The organism is Nonomuraea sp. NPDC049028 (assembly GCF_043197735.1).
Taxonomy (GTDB): Bacteria; Actinomycetota; Actinomycetes; order Streptosporangiales; family Streptosporangiaceae; genus Nonomuraea.
Map to the genome: position 1 here is coordinate 112325 of NZ_JBICTR010000016.1, position 21318 is coordinate 133642.

Annotated in this window: 13 protein-coding genes; 6 read left to right on the top strand and 7 right to left on the bottom strand. The window is 69.8% G+C overall.

The window, feature by feature from the left end:
* Positions 1-4 precede the first annotated feature (4 nt).
* The gene (locus ACGFJ2_RS49970; protein ID WP_393480740.1) at positions 5-1507 is read left to right on the top strand and encodes an Ig domain-containing protein; all 1503 of its coding nucleotides are present in this window, start codon (positions 5-7) and stop codon (positions 1505-1507) included.
* Positions 1508-1552: 45 nt separating this feature from the next.
* Here the strand turns inward: ACGFJ2_RS49970 and ACGFJ2_RS49975 are convergent, their stop codons facing one another.
* Together ACGFJ2_RS49975 and ACGFJ2_RS49980 are read right to left on the bottom strand one after the other, a co-directional pair.
* Positions 1553-2815 carry a hypothetical protein gene (locus ACGFJ2_RS49975; protein WP_393480742.1) on the bottom strand — a complete coding sequence of 421 codons (1263 nt, stop codon included), beginning with the start codon at positions 2813-2815 and terminating at the stop codon, positions 1553-1555.
* Positions 2812-4203, bottom strand: a complete 1392-nt coding sequence (locus ACGFJ2_RS49980) for a glycoside hydrolase family 43 protein (RefSeq protein WP_393480745.1) — start codon at positions 4201-4203, stop codon at positions 2812-2814. Before ACGFJ2_RS49980 ends, ACGFJ2_RS49975 begins: the two co-directional genes overlap by 4 nt.
* Positions 4204-4418: 215 nt before the next feature.
* Here ACGFJ2_RS49980 and ACGFJ2_RS49985 point away from each other — a divergent pair, with 215 nt between their 5' ends.
* Both ACGFJ2_RS49985 and ACGFJ2_RS49990 read left to right on the top strand, forming a co-directional pair.
* Complete coding sequence (locus tag ACGFJ2_RS49985) at positions 4419-5606, top strand: cytochrome P450 (RefSeq protein ID WP_357952776.1); 1188 nt, start codon at positions 4419-4421, stop codon at positions 5604-5606.
* A gap of 44 nt (positions 5607-5650) precedes the next feature.
* Positions 5651-6295, top strand: coding sequence for a TetR/AcrR family transcriptional regulator (locus ACGFJ2_RS49990; protein ID WP_358184500.1), 645 nt, complete (start codon positions 5651-5653; stop codon positions 6293-6295).
* 21 nt (positions 6296-6316) lie between these two features.
* Here the strand turns inward: ACGFJ2_RS49990 and ACGFJ2_RS49995 are convergent, their stop codons facing one another.
* From ACGFJ2_RS49995 to ACGFJ2_RS50005, 3 genes are all read right to left on the bottom strand, one after another.
* Entirely contained in the window at positions 6317-7390 is a 1074-nt protein-coding gene (locus ACGFJ2_RS49995) for a LacI family DNA-binding transcriptional regulator (protein ID WP_357952774.1), read from the bottom strand.
* Positions 7387-10254, bottom strand: a complete 2868-nt coding sequence (locus tag ACGFJ2_RS50000) for a glycoside hydrolase family 3 C-terminal domain-containing protein (protein ID WP_393480749.1) — start codon at positions 10252-10254, stop codon at positions 7387-7389. Before ACGFJ2_RS50000 ends, ACGFJ2_RS49995 begins: the two co-directional genes overlap by 4 nt.
* Positions 10255-10415: 161 nt before the next feature.
* Positions 10416-11600, bottom strand: coding sequence for an ROK family protein (locus ACGFJ2_RS50005; protein WP_393480752.1), 1185 nt, complete (start codon positions 11598-11600; stop codon positions 10416-10418).
* Between the two features lie 295 nt (positions 11601-11895).
* Between ACGFJ2_RS50005 and ACGFJ2_RS50010 the strand changes: the two genes are divergently transcribed.
* The 3 genes from ACGFJ2_RS50010 to ACGFJ2_RS50020 are packed head-to-tail and all read left to right on the top strand — an operon-like array spanning position 11896 to position 15453.
* The gene (locus ACGFJ2_RS50010; RefSeq protein WP_393480755.1) at positions 11896-13551 is read left to right on the top strand and encodes a sugar ABC transporter substrate-binding protein; all 1656 of its coding nucleotides are present in this window, start codon (positions 11896-11898) and stop codon (positions 13549-13551) included.
* Complete coding sequence (locus ACGFJ2_RS50015; protein ID WP_358433857.1) at positions 13538-14560, top strand: ABC transporter permease subunit; 1023 nt, start codon at positions 13538-13540, stop codon at positions 14558-14560. The genes ACGFJ2_RS50010 and ACGFJ2_RS50015 overlap by 14 nt, the downstream gene beginning before the upstream one ends.
* Positions 14561-14562: 2 nt before the next feature.
* Positions 14563-15453 carry a carbohydrate ABC transporter permease gene (locus ACGFJ2_RS50020; protein WP_358433860.1) on the top strand — a complete coding sequence of 297 codons (891 nt, stop codon included), beginning with the start codon at positions 14563-14565 and terminating at the stop codon, positions 15451-15453.
* A 38-nt stretch (positions 15454-15491) separates the two neighbouring features.
* Here ACGFJ2_RS50020 and ACGFJ2_RS50025 read toward each other — a convergent pair whose 3' ends face one another.
* Both ACGFJ2_RS50025 and ACGFJ2_RS50030 read right to left on the bottom strand, forming a co-directional pair.
* Entirely contained in the window at positions 15492-18203 is a 2712-nt protein-coding gene (locus ACGFJ2_RS50025) for a cellulose binding domain-containing protein (protein ID WP_393480758.1), read from the bottom strand.
* Between the two features lie 177 nt (positions 18204-18380).
* Positions 18381-21314 (bottom strand): glycoside hydrolase family 3 C-terminal domain-containing protein, encoded by a 2934-nt coding sequence (locus tag ACGFJ2_RS50030; protein ID WP_393480761.1) that lies wholly within the window; start codon positions 21312-21314, stop codon positions 18381-18383.
* Between the last annotated feature and the right edge of the window lie 4 nt (positions 21315-21318).

Genomic DNA, 21318 nt, shown 5'->3' on the forward strand with positions numbered 1-21318 from the left:
CTCAGTGAGAAAGATCGGCGTCGTTACCGTCCTGGCTGGGCTCGTGGGCGCGCTCTCCGTGCCCACGCCCGGCCTGGCGGCCCGCCAGGCGGCCCCGGCCCTGGACGTGTTCGACATCTTCTACCGCAACGTCAACGACCATGGCGTCCGGCTCGTGGACTGGCAGGGCTACCTGGCCAACCCGTACATCGAGCTGACCGTGCGGGCACCGAAGGTGCCGGGCATCGCCTACCCGCTGACCGTCGACCTCAAGGCCGAGGGCACCTCCCGGCTGATGCTCAACATGCCGAGCGAGCTGACCGCGACCGGCGCGACCAAGTCCTTCACGCTCACCGGCCCGGCCGACCGCGAGGTCGTCCGGCTGGCCATCCACTCCAAGCAGGGCCCCGGTCAGGACGAGCGGCACAAGTGGGTCATGAAGACCACCGACGCGACCGGCGCCACGATCACCCAGACGATGCCGATCACGGTCCAGCAGGACGAGAAGACCGCCCTGCGGCCGATGATCCCCATCGACTTCGACTACCGCTACGACACGATCACCCGCTACTTCTCCGACCCGGGCGTGCGCAAGGCCGCCGAGACGGCGGTCCGGAACTGGTTCGCCTTCTTCGACCTCAAGCCGTTCGACACCGTCCCCGCCGGGGACGAGGTCAACAAGCTGCCGGGCGACGACTGGCAGAACGAGGTCGAGGCCACCAACGCCAAGCCGTACAACGGCATGTACGTCTTCTTCCGCGGCATCCAGACGCCGTACTCGACCGGCTACCCGACCATCAACGGCAAGTTCCACACCCAGAACGGCAAGCCCACCCCCTACCACCGCTCGACCAGCATGATCCTGGAGTACGACGAGCAGCTCATGAAGCTGGTCAGCTCGCTGGCCGACGAGGACTGGTACAAGACCGACCTCGGCCAGGTCATCGACGTGCACGGCCTGGTCATGCACGAGTACGGCCACGCCGTCGCCTTCCACAGCGACTGGGAAGGCATGGCGAAGTACGTCGCGAGCAAGGGCAGGGACGACCAGGAGGTCATCGACTACCAGGGCTACCCGGTCCCGCTCGACACCAGCTATCACGTGCCCGGTGACGAGCCGTACTGGGACCGGCTCAGCGGCCAGAGCGGCGGCTGGCGCCACGTCTTCCCGACCCGGCAGTGGGAGCTGACCAAGCTGACGCTGCTGATCGCGGAGAACGCCGGCTGGAAGCTGAACAAGAAGCTCACCCCGTTCCTCAAGCCCTCGATCGAGACCGCCTCGGTCAAGGCCGGCAAGGCAGGCGCTACCTACGACCAGCGCCTCCAGGCCAAGGGGGGCGTGCCCTTCTACGACTGGCAGGTCACCGGCGGCGCGCTGCCCGAAGGGCTGGCCCTCGACCGGTTCACCGGCGCGATCACCGGCAAGCCCGCCGCGGCGGGCACCTTCTCCTTCACCGTGCAGCTCAGGGACTACGACAAGCTCAGCACTCCCGTCACTCGCGACTACAAGCTCACCGTCAACGCGTAAGTAGGGCGGCGGCCTCGCGTGGCCGCCGCCCTACTTCACGGAGGATCAGCGCCCGTAGCGGCTCTTCAGGTGCCGCCACCAGTCGCGGAGCATCCAGGCGTCGAAGTCGGTGATCGAGGTCGCGCTGCCGGCCTTCATCAGGAAGCAGCACACCCCCGTCGGAGTCCAGTCGTAGAAGTCATCCAGGCCGAACGAATGGCCCATCTCGTGCAGCAGGATGTGCACATTGTCGGTGTTGAGGTTGCTCATGTAGTACTCGCTGCCGATGCGCTGACCCCAGTCACCGCCCGCGCCGCCGCCGAAGCCCGCGGTGAGCCACAGCGACATGTCGTAGTGGTGGGACGCGCCACCGGGACAGTTCGGGTAATTGCCGCTCTGGTTGAAGAAGCGGCCGCACGGCTCGGCGCACTGCGGCGCGTTCTCGCGGATGTTGTTGACGTAGATGTCGACCGAGTTGTCGCTCCACTGGAGCTGGGCGCGGTCGCGCACGGCCCAGCCGACGACCTTGACCGGCACGTTGGTGTAGGGCCAGTTGTTGTGGCCGGCCATCACGTCCATCCACTTCTTGAACTGCCTGGCCAGCGTCGCGTGGATCTGGTCACGCTGGGCGGCGGTCACCGTGGCGGAGCTGTCCCAGCGCACGCAGTAGTTGATCGAGCCGCCGTTGGCCATGACCTGGTCCCACCCGTAGTTGCGGAAGCCGTACAGGTCGGGGTAGGTGCTCTCGACGTGCGACCAGACCTCGTTGAGCGGCGTGACCAGGTTGGCGGGCGGGTTCCAGGTGCTCGGGCCGCCGCCGCCCGGGTCGTTGGTGAACGCCTTGACCTCCAGCAGCCCGACCGAGCCCTGGCCGCTCTGCAGGAGTACGCGCAGCCGCGTGGTGCTCACCTGGCCGAACGTCACCTTGTTGTAGGTGTTGAGCGCCGTGGGGTAGCCGGTCGCGTTCGGCACGTCGTTGTAGGCGCTGCCGGTCCAGTACTGCAGCTTCCACGAGGCGGGGACGCGCACGCCGCCGTTGTCGTCGAAGAAGTACACCTGGGCGACCCTGAGCGTCTGTGCCTGGGCCCAGGTCAGCTCGGCCCACTGCTGGCCGGTGTTGGGCCAGGTGCCCCAGCGGCGGTTGACGGTGTCGTTGGAGCTCGGCGGGTCGATGCCGTCGTTGATCGCCGCGACGCTCTCCCACGAGGAGGTGTACGACGCGCTCGGGGTCGCCGTCGTGGCCAGGTTGACCTCGGCGGCCACGGCGGGACCGGCGGGGACGAGGAAGAAGCCGAGTAACAGGATCGGGAGGAATGCCATGCGTTTCATCGCGGTACCTGCCATTCGAGGACGCCGGTCGAGAAGCCGGTCTTCGAGGTGACGCTCAGCCGGAGCCTGGTCGTCGAGACCGCCGTGAACGTCGTGGTGTTGAAGGTGTTGGCCGCCACTCCGCAGGCCGACTGTCCGGGCACGTCCACGTACGCGCTGCCGTTCCAGTACTGGACCTTGCACGAGGCGGGCAGGTCGATGCCCTGGTCATCGTCGAACCAGTAGACGCCGACCCGGTTGACGGTCTGCGCGGACGGCCACTGGTACTCCAGCCACTCGGTGCCCTGGTGGTTCCAGTTGCCGTAGGCGCCGTGGCTGTGGTCGGCCGAGTTGGCCGGGGTGAAGCCGTCGTTGACCGCGCCGAGGGTCTCCCACGGCGAGACGTAGGAGGTGGACGCCGTCGCGCTGAGCGCCAGATTGCCGGGGTTGGCGGGACCCGTCGTCTGCACGACCTTCTGCATGGTGCCGTCGGCGTTCCAGTAGAGCTTGTCGAGCGTCACCGAGCGGCGGAAGTTGCCGCCTCCCGGGCTGCCCGCGTTGTGGTAGACCATGTACCACTGGCCTTTGAACTCGATGATCGCCGGGTGGTTGGTGGTCGAGGAGACCTGGTCGAGCACCACTCCCCGGTGTGTCCACGGTCCCAGGGGGTTGCTCGCGGTGGCATAGCGGATGCACGCGTAGCCGGGTGCGGAGCAGGCCGAGTCGTTGGCGGAGTAGGCGAGGTAGTAGGTGCCGTTGCGCTTGAACATCCAGGGCGCCTCCCAGAAGTTCGACACGCCGCTCGGCGTGACCACGCCGCCGTCGAGGTTGATCATGTCGGGCTTGAGCTTGGCGGCGCGCAGGCCGTAGTAGGAGCCCCAGTAGATGTAGGCCTGGCCGTCGTCGTCGGTGAAGACGGTCGGGTCGATGTTGAGCGGCGAGGAGTTGGGGGTGCTGTCGCTGATCAGCGGGCCGCCCTTGGCGTCGTGGAAGGGGCCGAGCGGGCTGTCGCCGACCGCCACGCCGATGTCCATCCAGCCGGCGCCGTTGCCGTTGACGGGGGCGTACCAGTAGTACTTGCCGTTGCGCGGCTCGACCTCGCCCGCCCACGCGTCGGCGCCCGCCCAGGGGAAGTCTGAAAGTTTCAGCTTCGCGCCCTGGTCCGTCCAGGTCGCCGCGTCGCCGGAAGTGAAGACGTGCCAGTCCCGCATGACGAAGTTCGTGCCGCCGGCGGGCGCCTCGTCGTGCCCCGTGTAGAGGTACATCGTGTCGCCGACCACCAACGCGGCCGGATCGGCGGTATAGATGGACGTGGTGATCGGCGCGGCGGCGGGCGCCGGGACTGCGGTGATGAGGACCAGGCCGGCGGCGGCCGCCACGGCCAGGGTCATGGATTTCAGACGTCTCATGTCAGGGCACTCCTCGTCTGAGCTAGCGATTGCTTGGTTAGCGCTAACATTTTCAATCCCGGATCTGTGCGGTCGTCGGGGCGTTGTCGAGTGTTAGCGATACCACCAAGGTCGTCAAGGCCCAATGTTTACCGCGATGGTCTTGCGGCTAATCGATAGGTTGCTATCGTTTCTTGTCAGGGTATTTCGTGAAGACCGGTCATCCTGGGGGATGTATGAGCGACATCTCAACACTGCCTCTTTACATGCGGCGGACGGAGTTCAATCCCGCCACCGAGCTGGCGGAGCTGCGGGAGAAGGAAGGGATCACCCGCGTCACCACGTCGTTCGGCATCGACGCCTGGCTGGTGACCCGCTACGCCGACACGCGTGCGGTGCTGGGCGACGCCGAGCGGTTCAGCAACGCCCGCCAGACCGTCTTCCAGCCGCCCGGCGCGACGGAGGAGGAGCTCAAGGTGCTCCGCGCCGGCAACCTGCTCTCCTTCGACCCGCCCGAGCACAGCCGGCTGCGCCGGTTCCTGACGCCGGAGTTCACCATCCGCCGGATGCGGCGGCTGGAGCCGCGGATCAAGGACATCGTCGAGGAGCACCTCGACGCCATGGAACAAGCCGGCTCACCTGTCGACCTGGTGTCGTCGTTCGCCCTGCCGATCCCGTCACTGGTGATCTGCGAACTGCTCGGCGTGCCGTACGCCCACCGCGCCGACTTCCAGCGCAGGACCGGCCGGCTGCTCGACGTGTCGCTGCCCATGGACGAGCGCCTCAAGCTGCAGCAGGAGTCGCGCGCGTACATGACCGAGCTGGTCGAGGGCATCCAGGCCGACCCCGGCGAGGAACTGCTGGGCATGCTCGTGCGCGAGCACGGCGACGACCTGACCACGAACGAGCTGATCGGCATCGGCAACCTCCTGCTGATCGCCGGGCACGAGACCACCTCCAACATGCTCGGCCTGGGCACGCTGGCCCTGCTCCGGCAGCCGGACCAGCTGGACCTGCTCAAGAAGGAGCCCGAGCGGATCGAGGCCACCGTGGAGGAGCTGATGCGCTGGCTCAGCATTCTCCATGCCAGCATCGGCAGGGTGTGCACCACGGAGACCGAGGTGGCCGGTCAGACGATCCAGCCCGGCGACCTGGTGATGTGCTCGCTGCCCCTCGCCAACCGCGACCCCGCCTTCATGGACCAGGCCGACGAGCTGGACATCACCCGCGGCGCGCCCGGCCACCTCGCCTTCGGCCACGGCGTGCACCACTGCCTGGGCGCGCCGCTGGCCCGGATGGAGATGCGGATCGCCTTCCAGGCTCTCTTCCAGCGCTTCCCCGGACTGCGTACCGTCGCGCCCATCGCGGACTTCCGCTCCTTCCACGTCGTGTACGGGCTGGCCTCGCTCGAGGTGGCCTGGTAACGCTGCCGTGGAGTGACCGCGTGGATGCTGCTAGCGTTCGGCGTGTGCCAGAGCAGCGACGTCGTGCGGACGCACTGCGTAATTCCGACAGGATCGTCAGGGCGGCGATCACCGCCCTGCACGAGTCGGGCACGGCCGTCCCGCTGGAGGAGATCGCCCGCCGCGCCGGAGTCGGCATCGCCACCGTCTACCGGCGCTTCGGCGACCGCGACGGCGTGATCCTGGCCTGCTTCGAGACCTACTTCGCCGAGGAGATCGAGCCGGTCCTCCAGGCCGCCCGCGTGGCCGCCGATCCCCGGCAGGGGCTGGCCGACGCGCTGACGGCCGTGGTCGACACCCTGTCCGGCCACCGGGCGCTCCTGTCGGCCGCGAAGGAGGCCGGGGCGTTCACGATCGGCATCGCCGAGCGGTTCATGGGGCCGCTCGGCGACGTGCTGGCCGCCGCGCGGGAGCGCGGGCTGGTCCGTGACGACCTGCTGGTCCGCGACCTGGCGGCGATCGTGGTGATGGCGCTGGCGACGACCCTCCACTACGGGGCCGACTCCGACGACCGCGCCGACCGGCGGCGCTACCTGGCGCTCCTCCTCGACGGCACCCGCCCCTCGGCCGTGCCGCTCCCCCGGCCGTCCACCGTCGACCTCTTCGCCCGCGAGTCGACGGACCACTGCCCGCGCCGCCACCACCGCTGACGCAAGGGCCTGGCTGTGCGGTCAGGTGCTCGCGCGGATCGTCAGGCGAGGGACCAGCAGGGTCGCCGGTGGCACCGGGCGGCCCGCGAGCTTGTCCATCAGCAGCCCGACGGCCTCCCTGCCGACCTCCTCTGCCGGGATCAGCACCGAGGTGAGCCGGGCGGGCTCGGCCACGTCGTCCGGGCAGATCGCCACCACCGCGAGGTCCTGCGGCACCTTGCGGCCCAGCTGCCGCAGCGAGCTCAGCACGTGGTTGACGGCCGCCTCGTTGTGCACGACCAGTCCCGACAGACCGGGCCGGGCCGCCAGCAGCCCGCTCACGGTGGCGTGGACCTCCTCGAAGCTCTCCTCGCACGGCAGGGCCGTACCGTCGAGCCCGTGCTCGGCCAGGGCGGCGGTGAAGCCTTCGAGCGTACGGCGGGCGAAGCCGGTCCCCCGCTCGTAGACCACCGCCGGCGCGCCGAGCAGGACCACCTCGTGGTGCCCGCGCTCGGCCAGGTGCGCCACGCACAGCGCCCCGGCGGCGGCGAAGTCGAGGTCGACGCAGGTCACCCCGGCGGCGTCGGCGGGGAAGCCGATCAGCACGCTGGGCTCGGCGAGCCGGCGCAGCAGCGGGACTCTGGGGTCGTCGAGCTCGACGTCCATCAGCACCAGGCCGTCGACCAGCGCGCTGGCCGCGGCCCGGCGCAGCCCGTCGAGGCCCTCGTCGGCGGTCATGAGCAGCACGTCGTGGTCGAAGTGGCGGGCGGCGGTGACCACCGAGGTGGCGAAGCGCATCAGCACCGGCACGTGCATGCCGGCTCGCAGGGGCAGCACCAGCGCGATCACGTTGGCCCGCTTGCTGGCCAGCGCCCTGGCGCCGGCGTTGGGGTGGTAGCCGAGCGTCCGCACACTGTCGAGCACCCGCCGCCGGGTGTCGGCCGAGATCGCCCGCTTCCCGCTGAGCACATAGGAGACCGTGCTCACCGCCACACCCGCGTGCCGCGCCACCTCGACGATGGTGACCGCCCGGCCGGTCGCGTGCCCGTCCTCAGCGCGCGCGTCCGCCGCTCCCCCGTCCACCGGGTGGCCGTCCGTTATGTGGCGTTCCGTCATGTGGTGGTCCGTCCGGTGCCGGCGTGGTCTCGGTCCGGGCGGCCTCGGCCCGTTCGTCCTCGGTCGGCGCGTACGGCGCCGGGCGATCGGGGGGCGGCCCGACCCGTGCCGGTCAGTTCCAGCCTGCCCAGCGTGATGCCCACGTTCTCGAACACGACATAAAGATCGTGCACCCCCGAGGCTTCCGCAAGCTCGCCCGAGGACGCCGCCGGAGCGTAGCGCCCGGCCGGGGGCACGGGGATGGCGCCCACCGTGGGGCCGTGGAGGAGGTCGTCCAGCCGGAGCGTGACGACCCCGCCTTCGGTGCTCGCCGCCTCGATCAGGCACGACGCGGCCCCGGTGAGCTCGACGTCGCGGAACAGGATCCACGCCCCCTCGGCCTCGGAGCGCACCGCGTCGCCCGAGACCTTGGCCGCGTCGACGAAGGCGATCGCGTCGTAGGCGTCGTGGTCCGCCGCGTCCAGGGCGCCGTGCCGGGGCGGGATGGTCTCGCCCTCGATGTGGAAGGCCGCGCTCAGCCGCAGGTCGGTCGCGCTGCGGCCGACCATGAGCTGGTGCGGCGCGTCCTCGACGGCGAAGGCGCCGCGCGTCACGTCCCAGAAGGCCAGATCCCGTACGGGGAAGGTGAGCGTGACGGCCCGGCTCTCACCGGGCGCCAGCCGTACCCGCTCGAAGCCCCGCAACCGGCGCAGCGGCTGCTTGGCCCGGGAACGCCGCTGGTGGGTGTAGAACTGCACGACCTCGGTGCCGGCCCGCGAGCCGGTGTTGGTGACCGTGACCGTGGCGGCGATGGTCTCCCCGTCGACCGCGACGGTGAGGCCGGAGTAGTCGAACACGGTGTAGCTGAGGCCGTGGCCGAAGGGGTACAGCGGAGTGCCCCGGTAATAGAGATAGGTGGCATCCGTGGCGATGATGTCGTAGTCGAGCAGGTCGGGCAGCTCGCTGGCCGAGCGGTACCAGGTCTGGGTGAGCCGCCCTTGCGGGTCGGCGTCGCCGAACAGCACGTCGGCCAGCGCGTGGCCGTACTCCTGGCCGCCGTGCGAGGACCACAGCACCGCGGGCACGTCCGGGTCCGACCAGGTGACGGGGTAGCCGCTGGTGATCACCATGACCGTGCGCGGGTTGGCCGCCCGTACCGCCCGGACGACGGCGTCCTGGGCGGGGGCCAGGGCCAGGTCCGTGCGGTCCTCGGTCTCGCGGCCGTTGACCAGCGGATGGTCGCCCACCACCACGACCGCCACGTCTGCGGTGGCCGCCAGCGCGGCCGCCGCCGCGGCGCCGCTCTCGACGACCTCCACCGTCAGCCACGTGGCGGCGTCGGCGTCGTCCACCAGCCGGAAGACCCCGTCGGGGGACAGGCCGATGTAGCGGCCCGTGGAGATGTGGCGCAGGACGACGGCGCCGCGGGTGCGCTGTTCCAGCCGGAAGGTCTGGCGTACCTCCCAGCCGTTCGGGCCGGGCTGGTCGTTGACCAGGACGCCGTCGTCGTCCACGGACAGGAAGCGGCCGGTCGCGACCGCGCGGAAGGCGAAGGCCCCGCCGCCCCAGTCGAACAGGTCGAACCGGCCCCCCGGCGTCCCGATGCCCAGGGGCCCGCCATCGAGCCCGGCCACCACCGGGCCCGCGTCGGCGGTCAGCGTGACGCGGTCGACGGCCTCGCAGAAGACCGTCTCGCAGCGCTCGGCCAGACCGGCGCGGGCGGTCACCTCGTACGGCAGCGTGCCGCTGTACCAGTCCTCCAGCAGGGTGTCGCCGAGCTGGCCGAGCACCGCGATGCGGCGGCAGGCGGCCGGCGCCAGGGGCAGCAGGCCGTCGTTCTTCAGCAGCACGATCGAGCGGGCGGCCGCCTCGCGGGCCAGCGCCTGGTGCTCGGGGCAGTTGACGACCGCCTCGGTGATGTCGTCGTACGGCGTGGCGGGGTCGAACTCGCCGAGCCGGAAGCGGATCGACAGCGTGTGGCGTACGGCGGTGTCGAGGTCGGCCTCGGTCAGCAGGCCGCGCTCCAGCGCCTCGCGCAGGTGGCCGAGGGTCGCTTCGGCCCGGTCGTCGTCCTGGGTGAAACTGTCGAGCCCGGCCCGTACGGCGTGCGCGTACGCCTCGGCCGGGTCGTCGTAGTAGCCCTGCAGCCCGGTGAGGTTGCCGGGGGCGTAGGCGTCGCTGACCACGAGCAGGTCGTCCGGCGCCCAGGCCCGCAGCACCTGCCCGATAAGCGGGCTGAGGTGCGCCGGGCGGCCGTTGACCAGGTTGTAGGAGGGCATGACCGCGACGGCGGCGCCGCTCTCCAGGGCGGGCCGGTAGGCGGGCAGCTCGTACTCGTGCAGGACCCTCGGCGGCAGGTTGCTGGAGGTGAGGCAGCGGTAGGTCTCGTTGTTGTAGCCGAGGAAGTGCTTGAGGGTAGGCGCGGTCCGCATCACGGGAGCGCTCCCACGAAGCCCGCGCGCGTAGGCCGTGGCCATGACGCCGGTCAGCAACGGATCTTCGGAGTAGCCCTCCTCGTTGCGGCCCCAGCGCGGATCGCGCAGCAGGTTGACCACGGGGGCCCACACGTTGCGCCCGGCGCCCGAGGGGTCCTTGTGGTGGAAGGCCAGGACCTCCTCGCCCGCCGCCTCCCCCACCCTGCGGACCAGCTCCGGGTCCCAGGTCGAGGCCAGCCCCACGGCCTGCGGGAACACCGTCGCGGGACCCAGCCAGGCCAGGCCGTGCAGGGCCTCGGTGCCGGTACGGAAGGCGCCCACGCCGAGCCGCTCAACCGGCGCCTGATACTGGTGCAGCAGCGCGAGCTTCTCGGTCACGGTCAGCCGGGCCTGCAGATCGGCGATCCGCTCGGCGAGGGGAAGGTCCGGGTCGCGGAACGGTTCGTTCATGGGGCCACCTTCTGAAAGCGTCGAAACGCTTCGACTAGCGGGGGGAGCGCACTTCGGGTCTCTGTCGAAGCGCTTCGATAGCCGGTCCAGAAAAACCCCGCCCGTTACACGAGTGTTTCGAACGGAGTTCTTCTGAAGGGTGCACGCGTGTGCGAGCGGGGTCAAGAGATTCGCGGCAATCTTCCTGAATCGATGGAGTCGAGCACCCGGGCGGCTCCGCCGAGCGCGGCCGCGTCGTAGCCGAGGGACGAGATCACCACCTGGCAGCCGCCGGCCTCCGGCGCGATGGTGCGCTCGCGCACCTCGGCCTCCACGGCGGGCAGCAGCCAGGGCGCCAGCGGCACGTAGTAGCCCCCGAGGATCACCACCTGGGGGTTGAGCAGGTTGGCCAGGATGGCCACCCCGCGGCCGAGGTCGCGGGCCACGCCGCGGAGCAGACCCAGAGTATGGGCGTCGCCCGCGCGGGCCCGCCGGACGACCTCCTCGATCTCCAGCTCCACCTCGACCGGCGAGGGCGAGACGTGCTCCAGGACCGCGCCGATGCCGGCCACCGCTTCCAGGCAGCCGGTCCGGCCGCACCGGCACTCCGGCCCCAGCGGGTCGATCTGGATGTGGCCGATCTCGCCGCTGTAGCCGCGCCCGCCCCGGCGCAGCCGCCCGTCAAGGATCACGCCGGCGCCCACGCCCATCTCACCGGTGAGGTAGACCAGGTCGGTGACCGCCCCGTGAGGGCCGAACCGGTGCTCGGCCAGGGCGCCGAGGTTGGCGTCGTTGTCGGCCTGGATGGGGAAGCCGGGGTCGCGCAGCGCCTTGGCGAGGTCGCCGCTGACGTCGGTGTCGAGCCAGCCCAGGTTGGGCGCGACCCGTACGACGCCCTGCCCGTCGACCAGGCCCGGCACGGCCACGGTCAGGCCGAGGATCTGCTTGTCCTCCTTGGCCATGCGGTTGACCACCCGCCTGACGATCGCGGCGACGGCGGCCACCGAGCCGGGGAAGGCGCGCCGCCAGGACAGCAGCCGCTCCCCCGCCAGGTCGACGGCGACGGCCGTCACGTAGTCGACGTTGATCTCCAGCCCGATCGCCGCGTACGGCGAGCCGTCCAGCACCAGCATCGTGGCCGGCCTCCCCACGCGGTTCTCGGTCAGGCCGGTCTCCCGGACGAGCCGCCTGTCGATCAGGTCGGCGACCAGGCTCGACACGGTCGCCTTGTTCAGGCCCGTGGAGGCCGCGATGTCGGCCCGCGAGCACGGCGCGTGCTCGCGGACGAAACGCAGCACGACGGCGAGGTTGGTGGCCCGCACGTCGGCGAAGTCGGCCGGCTGCGGGTCGGTCGATGAGGTGATCAAAGTCTGTCCCGTCCGTCAGGCCGTCGCGGGTGGTCATGCCGCCGTACCAGTGTGCGCCGTCCCCCAGTGTCCCCGTGCCGTCGCCGAGAGCCGCGCGGGCCCCCGGGAACGGCGGGCAGGGAGCCGTCAGCGAATCTCATCTCACTCCCGACATCAATCTGTGACCGGCGCCACACCTTGTGGTCAGCATCGCCTCGGGTTTAGTTTGTTTGGTCATTAGACGAACTAATTCTAGCCCGTAGACCTCCCCTTCCGACACCCCCTCACCCTGCTCCGACCAACGAAGGGAGCCGTCGTGACACCGTCGATGACTCGCCGTGGATTTCTCGGCCTGGCCGGTCTGACCACCCTCGCCGCCTGCTCCGCCCCGACCGGGACCCGGCCCGGCTCGAGCGGCGCGACCGCGGCCGCCGCGGACAAGCTGACCCAGCTCACGCCGGCGTACGTCGAGTTCGCCGGCGTCAAGCCCGACCTGGCCGGCACGGTCTCCAACCTGCCGGGCGTGCCGGGCATCGCCGGCGGCTTCACCACCTACCCGGCCGCCCCCACCGCGGCCCTCACCCAGAAGGCCGGCAAGGGCGGCACCTACAAGGCGATGACCCCGCTGTGGGGCCCGCCGCCGCCCGGACTGCCGGGCAACACCTACTTCCAGGCGGTCAACGCCGACATCGGCGCGACGGTCGAGTTCCAGATCGCCGACGGCAACACCTACGCCGACAAGGCGATCGCCCGGCTGGCCTCCGGCGACCTGCCCGACATCTTCGCCCTCCCGAGCTGGGAGATCGACAAGATGGCGGACTTCAACGCCGCCGTGGACAAGGCGTTCGAGGACCTCACGCCGTACCTGCAGGGCGACAAGGTGAAGCCGTACCCGCTGCTGGCCAACCTGCCGACCGCCGCGTGGGAGTGGTCGGTGTGGAACGGCAAGCTGATGGCGATCCCCTACCCCACCGAGCCCTTCCCGTACGCCCTGCTCTACCGCAAGGACCTGTTCGACAAGAACGGCTGGAACCAGAACCCCAAGACCGCCGACGAGCTCTACCAGCTCGGCAAGACGATCACCGACGCGAAGGCCAAGCGCTGGGCCTTCGGCGACATCCACGAGATGGCCTGGCCCATCTTCGGTGTCCCGCAGGACTGGCGCTACGCCGGCGGCAAGCTGACGCACAAGTACGAGACGCCGGAGTTCGAGGAGATGCTGGCGTGGATGCGCAAGCTCTTCGCCGAGGGGCTCATCCATCCGAGCGTCGCCGGCAGCAAGGGCGCCAACGAGAAGGACCTGATCGGCGCGGGCCAGATCACCATCTACAAGGACGGCCTCGGCGGCTGGAAGGAGCTGCTCCAGCAGCACACCGGCAAGAACCCCGACTTCGCGCTGGGCGTCTTCCCGCTGTTCGCGCATGACGGCGGCGCGCCGATCATGTATCACAACAACGCGGCGGGCATGTTCACCTTCATCAAGAAGGGGCTGCCGAAGGAGAAGATGGAGGAGATCCTGTCCATCCTCAACTGGTGCGCCGCCCCGTACGGGACCAAGGAGTACGAGCTCTCCAACTTCGGGATCAAGGGCAAGCACTTCACCCTCGACGCCAAGGGCATCCCGCAGAGCACCGACCTGGGCCGCAAGGAGGTCGCCTACACCTACGGCTTCCTGGGCGGCCGGCCCCTCTACGTGGACTGGCCCTTCCCCGAGGCGGCCAAGGCCAACATCGACTGGCAGAACGCCTCCTTCAAGTACATCGAGAAGACGCCGTTCGACGGGATCAGGATCCAGCGGCCGTCGAAGTACTCGGGCCTGCAGGTGCCCACCGAGGACAAGTTCACCGACATCATGCGCGGCCGCCGCCCGGTCAGCGACGCCAAGCAGATCGCGGCGGAGTGGCGGCGCGACGGCGGCGACGAGGCACGCGAGTTCTACATGAAGGTCCTTCGGGACAATGGCCGCGCCTGACCACATCGCGGTCGAGCGGGCCACGGACGCCGGGCCGGCGGGAGACCTGCCCTCTCCCGCCGGCTCGGGCATCACCCAGACCCGGGTCCGGATCAAGCAGGGCTCGCTGCGGGCCCGGTTCCGGCGCGACTGGCAGCTGCTGCTCATGACCGTGCCGGCGATCGGGCTGCTGCTCCTGTTCCACTACGTACCGCTGCTCGGCAACGTGATCGCCTTCCAGGACTACTCCCCCTACGTCGGCGTCAAGGACAGCCCGTGGGTGGGGATGTCGAACTTCCAGTGGCTGATGTTCGACCAGAGCTTCTGGGACGCGACACTCAACACGCTGTCGATCACCACGTTCCAGCTGATCTTCTACTTCCCGCTGCCGATCCTGCTGGCCATCCTGCTCGACAGCGTCGTACGGCCCCGCCTGCGGCTGTTCATCCAGGGCATCGTGTACATGCCGCACTTCTTCTCCTGGGTCCTGGTCGTCACCCTGTTCCAGCAGATGTTCGGCGGCGCGGGACTGCTCGCGCAGATCCTGCGCGACCACGGCTTCGCGGGCGTGGACATCATGACAAATCCGGACACGTTTATTCTGCTGGTCACCGCCGAGACGGTCTGGAAGGACGCCGGCTGGGGGACGATCATCTTCCTCGCGGCGCTGGCCGCCATCAACCCGCACCTCTACGAGGCCGCCGCCGTGGACGGCGCCTCCCGGTGGCGGCGGCTGTGGCACATCACGCTGCCCGGCCTGCGCCCGGTCTTCGTGCTGCTGCTGATCCTGCGGCTGGGCGACGCGCTCAACGTCGGCTTCGAGCAGTTCTTCCTGCAGCGCGACGCCGTCGGCCGTGACGCCGCCGAGGTGCTCGACACGTTCATGTACTGGCGCACGCTGCTGACCGGCGAATGGAGCTACGGCGCCGCGGCGGGCCTGGTCAAGGGCGTGGCCGGGCTGATCCTGATCCTCATAGCCAACAAGGTCGCCCACCGTTTCGGCGAGCAGGGAATCTACAAACGATCATGACTATGCCTGTCTGGGCCGAGCGGCCCACCCGGTTCGGCGCGAGCGTCAAGGGGCTGGTGCTGGCCCTCATCGTGGCCGCCGTGCTGTTCCCGATCTACATGGTCGTGCTGACCAGCCTGTCCACGCAGGAGGCGGTGTCGAAGGCGGGTGGCCTGGTCACCGTGCCGGGCGAGCTGTCCTTCGCCGCCTACGAGCAGCTGTTCGCGGGCGGGGTGGTGACCCGGTCGATCGGGGTGAGCCTCGGGGTGACCGTGGTCGGGACCCTGCTCAGCCTCACGGTCACCGTCCTGGCGGCCTACGGGCTGTCGCGGCCCGGCTCGCTGCTGCACCGGCCGATGCTGTTCCTCGTGCTGCTGACCTTCCTGTTCGGGCCGGGCATGATCCCGAGCTACCTGCTGGTCAGCTCGCTGGGGCTGATCGACTCGTACTGGGCGCTGATCCTGCCGACCGCCGTCACCGCCTTCAACCTGGTCGTCATGCGGGCCTTCTTCATGAACATCCCGGAGGAGGTCACCGACAGCGCGCGGATCGACGGGGCGAGCGAGTTCCGCATCCTGTGGCGGATCGTGCTGCCCATGTCCAAGGGCGTCACGGCGGTGATCGGGCTGTTCTACGCGGTCGGCTACTGGAACGCCTTCTTCAACGCCACCCTCTATCTCAACGACAGCACCAAGTGGCCGCTGCAGGTGGTGCTGCGGCAGTTCGTGCTTCAGGGGCAGTCGATGTTCGTCGGGCAGACGGGCGACACCGCGGTCGGCGGGCACGCGCTGCCGCCGAGCCTGGCGATCCAGATGGCCATCGTGACGCTGGCGCTGATCCCGGTGCTGGTGATCTACCCGTTCGTGCAGAAGCACTTCACGAAGGGCGTCATCATCGGCGCCGTCAAGGGCTGACCGAGAGAGGGCCTCGTGCGGGCCCTCTCTCCGCGTTGTCAGGCGGGCGTGCAGGTGACCGTGGCGGGCGGGTCGTTGCTGCTCGTCCAGTTGCCCGTGAAGCCGAACGTGGTGCTCGCGCCCGGATCCAGCGCGCCGTTGTAGCTGACGTTGGTGACCTTGACGGCGGCGCCGGTCTGGGTGTGGGCGCCGTTCCAGAGCTGGGTGATGGTCTGGCCGTTGGGGAAGGTCCAGCCGACCGTCCACCCGGTGATGGCGACGGTGCCGGAGTTCTTCACCGTCACCCCGGCCTGGAAGCCGCCCTGCCACTGGCCGGTGGACGCGTAGGTCGCCGCGCACGCCTTGCCCGGCACCGGCGTGAGCGTCGGGGTGGGCGTGGGTGTGGGGGTCGGGGTCGGGGTGGGCGTCGGAGTCGGAGTCGGAGTCGGCGTGGGCGTCGGGTTGGGGCCGGTACGGTCGCCGTAGATGATGCCGCGGCCGTTGGTGCCGAGGTAGACGCGGCCGTACACGCGGGGGTCACCGGTGAGCGCCTCGCCCATGTTGGCGTACTGGTGCCGGTCGTCGTTGATCCGCACCCACGAGGCGCCCGCGTCGTCGGAGCGGAACAACCCGTGCACGCCGTCGATCTGGCCGACCAGGTAGATCGCCATGTACGAGCCGCCGGGGGCCGCCTTGCCGAAGCCGACGTTCTCGGCCGCGGTGACGTTGCCGAGCTTGGTGAAGGTGGCGCCGGAGTCGGTCGAGCGCCACAGGCCGTAGGTGCCAGCGGGGTCGTACTTGCCGGTCGACGGGGCGCCGCCGACGAGCCAGATGTGGCCCTCCTTGCCGGGTACGACCTTGAACCTGACGGTGGCGGTGCCGGTGGGCAGCCCGGTGGCGGCGGACTGGGTGAAGGTGGCGCCCGCGTTGGTGCTGACGTAGAACTTGCCGCCGGAGTAGCCGTAGAACTTGTTCGGATTGACCCGGTCGGAGCGTACCTGCGCCTGGGCCGGGATGCCCGAGGCGGCGGTCCACGAGCTGCCCGAGTCGGTCGAGCGGCTCACCGCCCCGCCGGTCGGCGACCACACCGTGGTGCCGGCGTTGGCCGAGATCGCGACGCTGCCGCCCTGGGTGACCCCGCCCGGCTCGCTGCTGGCCTGCCACCAGTTGGCGCCGCCGTTGGAGGAGAACCCGATGCGGGTCACCCCGGCCGTGTCGTTGTCGCCGGCGCGGACCATGTTCGACGGGCTGAGCTCGGCGTAGTCCATGCTCCTGGTGGTGACGAGGTTGGGCTGGGTGTACATCATCGGCGGCACGGCGTCGAGGTTGCTGTGCACGAAGCCGCCGATGTCACCGACCGCCGAGAGCAGGGGCGCCCCGGTCGGCGGGCTGATCAGGTCGAGGACCGCGGTCTCCTCCAGCCCCTCGATGAACGGCTTGATGGTGATCTTGCCGCCTGCGGCGTCCCACTGCTTGAGGTTGGAGGTGCCGTAGATGGTGGCGCCGGTGCCGTACAGCAGCCGGTTGGAGTCGAACGGGTCGATCTCCATCGCCTCGGTCATCCAGCCGAGCTTGGGCGTGATCTCAGGGGGCTGCGGGTTGCCCATGGCCAGCCACGGATGGGAGGAGACGTCCTGGGTGTAGCGGAAGGTCCGGTCGGGGTAGCCGTTCCAGTCCCAGATCCGCGTCCAGGTGGCGCCGCTGTCGGTGCTGCGGAACATGATGTTGTCCGGCCACCACGACACCTGGCTGGCGACCATGATCGTGCTCGGGTTCTGGCGGTCGATGGTCATGCCGCTGAAGCCGTAGTAGCGGTCGGCGTCGGGGGTCGGGGTGATCTCGGTCCAGGTGCCGGTGGCGGTGGCGTAGCGCCACACCTCGCCGTCCTCGCCCACGTACGGCCCGCCGGTGTTGCCGGTGGCCAGGTAGAGGTAGCCGTTGACGGGGTCGAGCACGCCCTTGTGCGGGATGTAGCCGGTCGGCTGGCCGGCCACCCGGCTCCAGGTGGCGCCGCCGTCGGTGGAGCGGTAGACGTTGTTGTCCTTGTCCGCCACCCCGGCGTAGATCGTCTTGGTGGCGGTGCCGGCCGAACCGGTGCGCGGGTCGAAGGTGATCCAGGGGATGCCCTGGGTCATCGTGTTGTAGTTGTTCTGGGTGTCGTTGGGGTCCTGGGCGAAGGTGCCGACGTTCGGGAAGCTCGTGACCTTGGCCCAGGTGACGCCGTAGTCGGTGCTCTTCCACAGGCCGTTCTTGTTGGCGGTGCCGTAGAAGAGGATGTTGTTCTTGTTCGGGTCGATGACCAGGCGCTCGCCCATGCCGCGGCCCGGCATGTTGCCGAAGCCCTTGAACGGCAGCTCGGTGGCGGCCCAGGTGTTGCCCCGGTCGGTGGAGCGCAGGATGGCGCCGTTGTTGGCGTCCCAGTCGTTGGTGTACATGCCGGTGGCGACGTAGACCCGGTTCGGGTCGACGGGGTCGGTGGCGACGCTGACGCCGCCGACCCAGCTCCACTTGTCCCAGCCGATGCCGTCGAGCAGCGGCGTCCACTTGGTCTTGTCCCAGCGGTAGACGCCGCCGATGTCGGTCCGGGCGTAGATGAGGTCCTTCTCCTTCTGGTTGAAGACGATGCCGGGGACGAAGCCGCCGCCGCCGATCTTCACTCCCTTGAAGGCGTACGGATCCGCGGCGACGGCGCCGACCGGCGCCATCCGCACCACCACCATCGCCACGACGACGACGGCCACCGCGAGCAGGCTGAACAACCTTCTTCGCATGAGCGGTTTCCCTCTCCGGGGCCAAGCGCCCCACAGCAGCAGATGACCGCCATGCACGACCGGGTACAGGACCCTGCCGTCGCCGCTCCAGCGCACATGGTCGCGAGGTCCCCGAACCCTCACTCAGAGGCTCACACAGCCTCCGAGTGAGGTCAATAGTTTGGTTATTAACCAAACTTACTTGGTGAGGGTCAGATCCTTGATCCGCAGGTCGCCCTTGAAGACCAGGTAGAGGTCCCGGATCCCGGCGGCGCCGGACAGCGTCGCGGACGCGGTGCCGTACTGGTAGATCCCGCCGGTGGCCGGGACCGCGACGGTGGCCAGCAGCGCGCCCGACGGGGAGCCCGCGCGGACCTCGAAGGAGCCGCCCGCCACCGAGGACACGCCCGCGGTGATTCCGGTGAGCCCGCCGCGCAGGTCGGTGTCGGCGAACTTCAGCCAGTCACCCGTGACCGCCCCGATCGCCTCACCGCTCGCCTTCGAGGTGTCGACCAGGTCCACGCCGGAGTAGTCGTCGAAGTCGATCGCCCGGGTGCTCCTGGTCAGGTCGCGGGGCGGGATCCGCTCGCCGCTCACCTGGAGGGTCGCGCGCTGCCTGATGGCCGAGGAGGAGCCGCCGACCAGGACGTCGTGGGTGGCCGTCTCCACGGTCCACTTGCCGCGGGTGACGTCCCACAGGGCCAGGTCGGCCTTCTTGACGGTCAGCTTCACCGTACGGCTCTCGCCGGGGCGCAGCGTGAGGCGGGTGAAGCCGCGCAGCTGCTTGACCGGCTGGGTGACGCGCGAGCTCTGCTGGTGGGTGTAGAGCTGGACGACCTCGTCACCGGCCCGCGAGCCGGTGTTGGTGACCTTGACGGTGACGTCGTAGGAGTCGCCGCGCGGGGTCACCTTCAGGCCCTGGTAGCCGAAGGTGGTGTAGCTGAGGCCGTGGCCGAAGGCGTAGCGCGGGTCGCCCCGGTGATAGAGGTAGGTCATCCCGGTCTTGGTGAGGTCGTAGTCCAGGATGTTCGGCAGGTCGTCGGAGCGGTACCAGGTCTGGGTCAGCCGGCCCGCCGGGTTGCGGTCGCCGAAGAGCACGTCGGCCACGGCGTGCCCGGTCTCGGCGCCCGCGTGGGTGGTCCAGAGCAGGGCCGGGGTGTCCACGTTCATGGTGGTCGGGTAGCTGTCCTCCAGGACGACCACGGTGTTGGGGTTGGCCGCCCGCACGGCCTTGATCAGCTCCTGCTGGCCCTGGCCGAGCGCGAGACTGGAGCGGTCGTGGTTCTCGCGGCCGTAGACGAACGGGTTGCTGCCGACCACGACCACCGCCGCGTCGGCGCCCTTGGCCGCCGCCGCCGCGGTCTTGGCGCCGCTCTGGACGACCTCCCTGGCGAAGTGCGCCGCAGCGGCCTTCGTCCCGGTGCCGAGCGTGCCGTCCGCGCCGACGGTCACGTAGTGCTCGGGGAAGGGCCACCAGCCCTCGTTGACCTCGTAGCCGACGTACTGGATCAGGTACGTGCCGTCCGCCTGAGCCTCCAGCCGGAACTGCTGCTGGACGAACCAGCCGCCCGGGACGTCGGAGTTGGTGACGTACGGCCCGAAGTTGCCGGTGAGCAGCTTGCCGTTGCCCACGTTGCGCAGGGTCGAGACGTCGCCGGTCCAGTCGGTCTGGTCCCAGGTCGAGGCGCCGCCGGGCGCGGTGTCCGAGACGACGACGCTCTGGCCCGTGGTGCCGGTCGCGGTGACGTACTTGCCGCTGGCCAGGTCCTTGAGCGCGATCCGGTCCAGCGCGTCGGCGCCGGTCACGGCCGCCCGCGCGCCGAGCCGCTCCTTGATGCCGGCCAGCGGGGTCACCTTGTACGGCATCGTGCCGCCATACCAGTCGCTGAAGAGGGTGTCCTGCAGCGGCCCGAGCACCGCGACCTTCTTCAGCCCTGGCGAGAGCGGCAGCGTCTTGCCGGAGTTCTCCAGCAGGACCATCGCCTCGCCCGCGGTCTGCCGGTTGAGCCGCTGGTTCGCCGCCGAGTTGATCACGTCCTTGGTGATCTTCGCGTACGGTCCGCCGTCGGGGTCGAGCTGGCCGAGCCGGATCCTGATCGACAGCACGTGCCGCACGGCCCGGTCGATATCGGCCTCGGTGATCAGCTCTTGGGAGAGGGCGGACTTGATGTTCGCGGTCATGAGGGAGGGGTCGTCGTTGTTGACCGTGAAGCTGTCCAGGCCCGCCTTGAGCGTCGCGGCGACGGCCTCGGGCTTGGTGTCGTAGTAGTGCTCGTACTCCTGCAGCGCGTCCGGCGCCCAGGCGTCGCTCACGTTGTAGAGGTCCTTGGTCGTCCACGAGCGGACGACCGTGTCGAGGTCGGGGTTGACGGTGTTCGGCCGTCCATTGACCAGGTTGTAGGAGGCCATCACGCCGGTGGCGGCGTCGTTGGAGATGGCCGGCTTGAACGCGGCCTCGTCGTACTCGTGCTTGATCCTCGGCCGCAGGTTGGAGGAGGTCAGGCCGCGCAGGTACTCGTTGTTGTTGGCCAGGTAGTGCTTGAGCACCGGCGCGGTCTTGAGGTAGACGGGGTCGTCGCCGGACAGGCCCTTGCCATAGGCGGTGGAGATGGCGCCGGTCAGCAGCGGGTCCTCCGAGTAGCCCTCCTCGTTGCGGCCCCAGCGCGGGTCGCGCAGCAGGTTGACCACCGGCGCCCACACCTGGGTGCCCCACAGGACCGGGTCGATGGCGTTGTAGCCGCGCACCTCGTCGCCCACGGCCGAGCCGACCCGCTTGATCAGCTCCGGGTCCCAGGTGCTGGCCAGGCCGACGGCCTGCGGGAAGACGGTGCCGCTGGCCAGCTTCTGGGTCCAGGCGTCGTTGTGGTCGTTGGACCAGGCGACGCCGTGCAGCGCCTCGGTCCCGGCCTTGAAGTACGGCAGGCCGAGCCTGGGGATCGCCGGCTGCGACTGGTGCAGCAGCGAGATCTTCTCGTCGAGGGTGAGCCGGCCCAGGAGGTCGCCGACGCGCTGGTCGAGCAGCACGGCCGGGTCCTGGTACGGCAGGGTCGCCGCGGCATGGACGGGCGCGGCGTTGACGGGCGCCACGCCCATGGTGACCGCCAATAAGGCGGCCGCTAGGAATCGCTTCATCGAA

What these genes read in the sequence shown, in the direction of transcription:
- ACGFJ2_RS49975 (WP_393480742.1), bottom strand. Translation starts at nt 2,815, where the DNA reads ATGAAACGCATGGCATTCCTCCCGATCCTGTTACTCGGCTTCTTCCTC.
- ACGFJ2_RS49980 (WP_393480745.1), bottom strand. Translation starts at nt 4,203, where the DNA reads ATGAGACGTCTGAAATCCATGACCCTGGCCGTGGCGGCCGCCGCCGGC.
- ACGFJ2_RS49985 (WP_357952776.1), top strand. Translation starts at nt 4,419, where the DNA reads ATGAGCGACATCTCAACACTGCCTCTTTACATGCGGCGGACGGAGTTC.
- ACGFJ2_RS49995 (WP_357952774.1), bottom strand. Translation starts at nt 7,390, where the DNA reads ATGACGGAACGCCACATAACGGACGGCCACCCGGTGGACGGGGGAGCG.
- ACGFJ2_RS50000 (WP_393480749.1), bottom strand. Translation starts at nt 10,254, where the DNA reads ATGAACGAACCGTTCCGCGACCCGGACCTTCCCCTCGCCGAGCGGATC.
- ACGFJ2_RS50015 (WP_358433857.1), top strand. Translation starts at nt 13,538, where the DNA reads ATGGCCGCGCCTGACCACATCGCGGTCGAGCGGGCCACGGACGCCGGG.
- ACGFJ2_RS50020 (WP_358433860.1), top strand. Translation starts at nt 14,563, where the DNA reads ATGCCTGTCTGGGCCGAGCGGCCCACCCGGTTCGGCGCGAGCGTCAAG.
- ACGFJ2_RS50025 (WP_393480758.1), bottom strand. Translation starts at nt 18,203, where the DNA reads ATGCGAAGAAGGTTGTTCAGCCTGCTCGCGGTGGCCGTCGTCGTCGTG.
- ACGFJ2_RS50030 (WP_393480761.1), bottom strand. Translation starts at nt 21,314, where the DNA reads ATGAAGCGATTCCTAGCGGCCGCCTTATTGGCGGTCACCATGGGCGTG.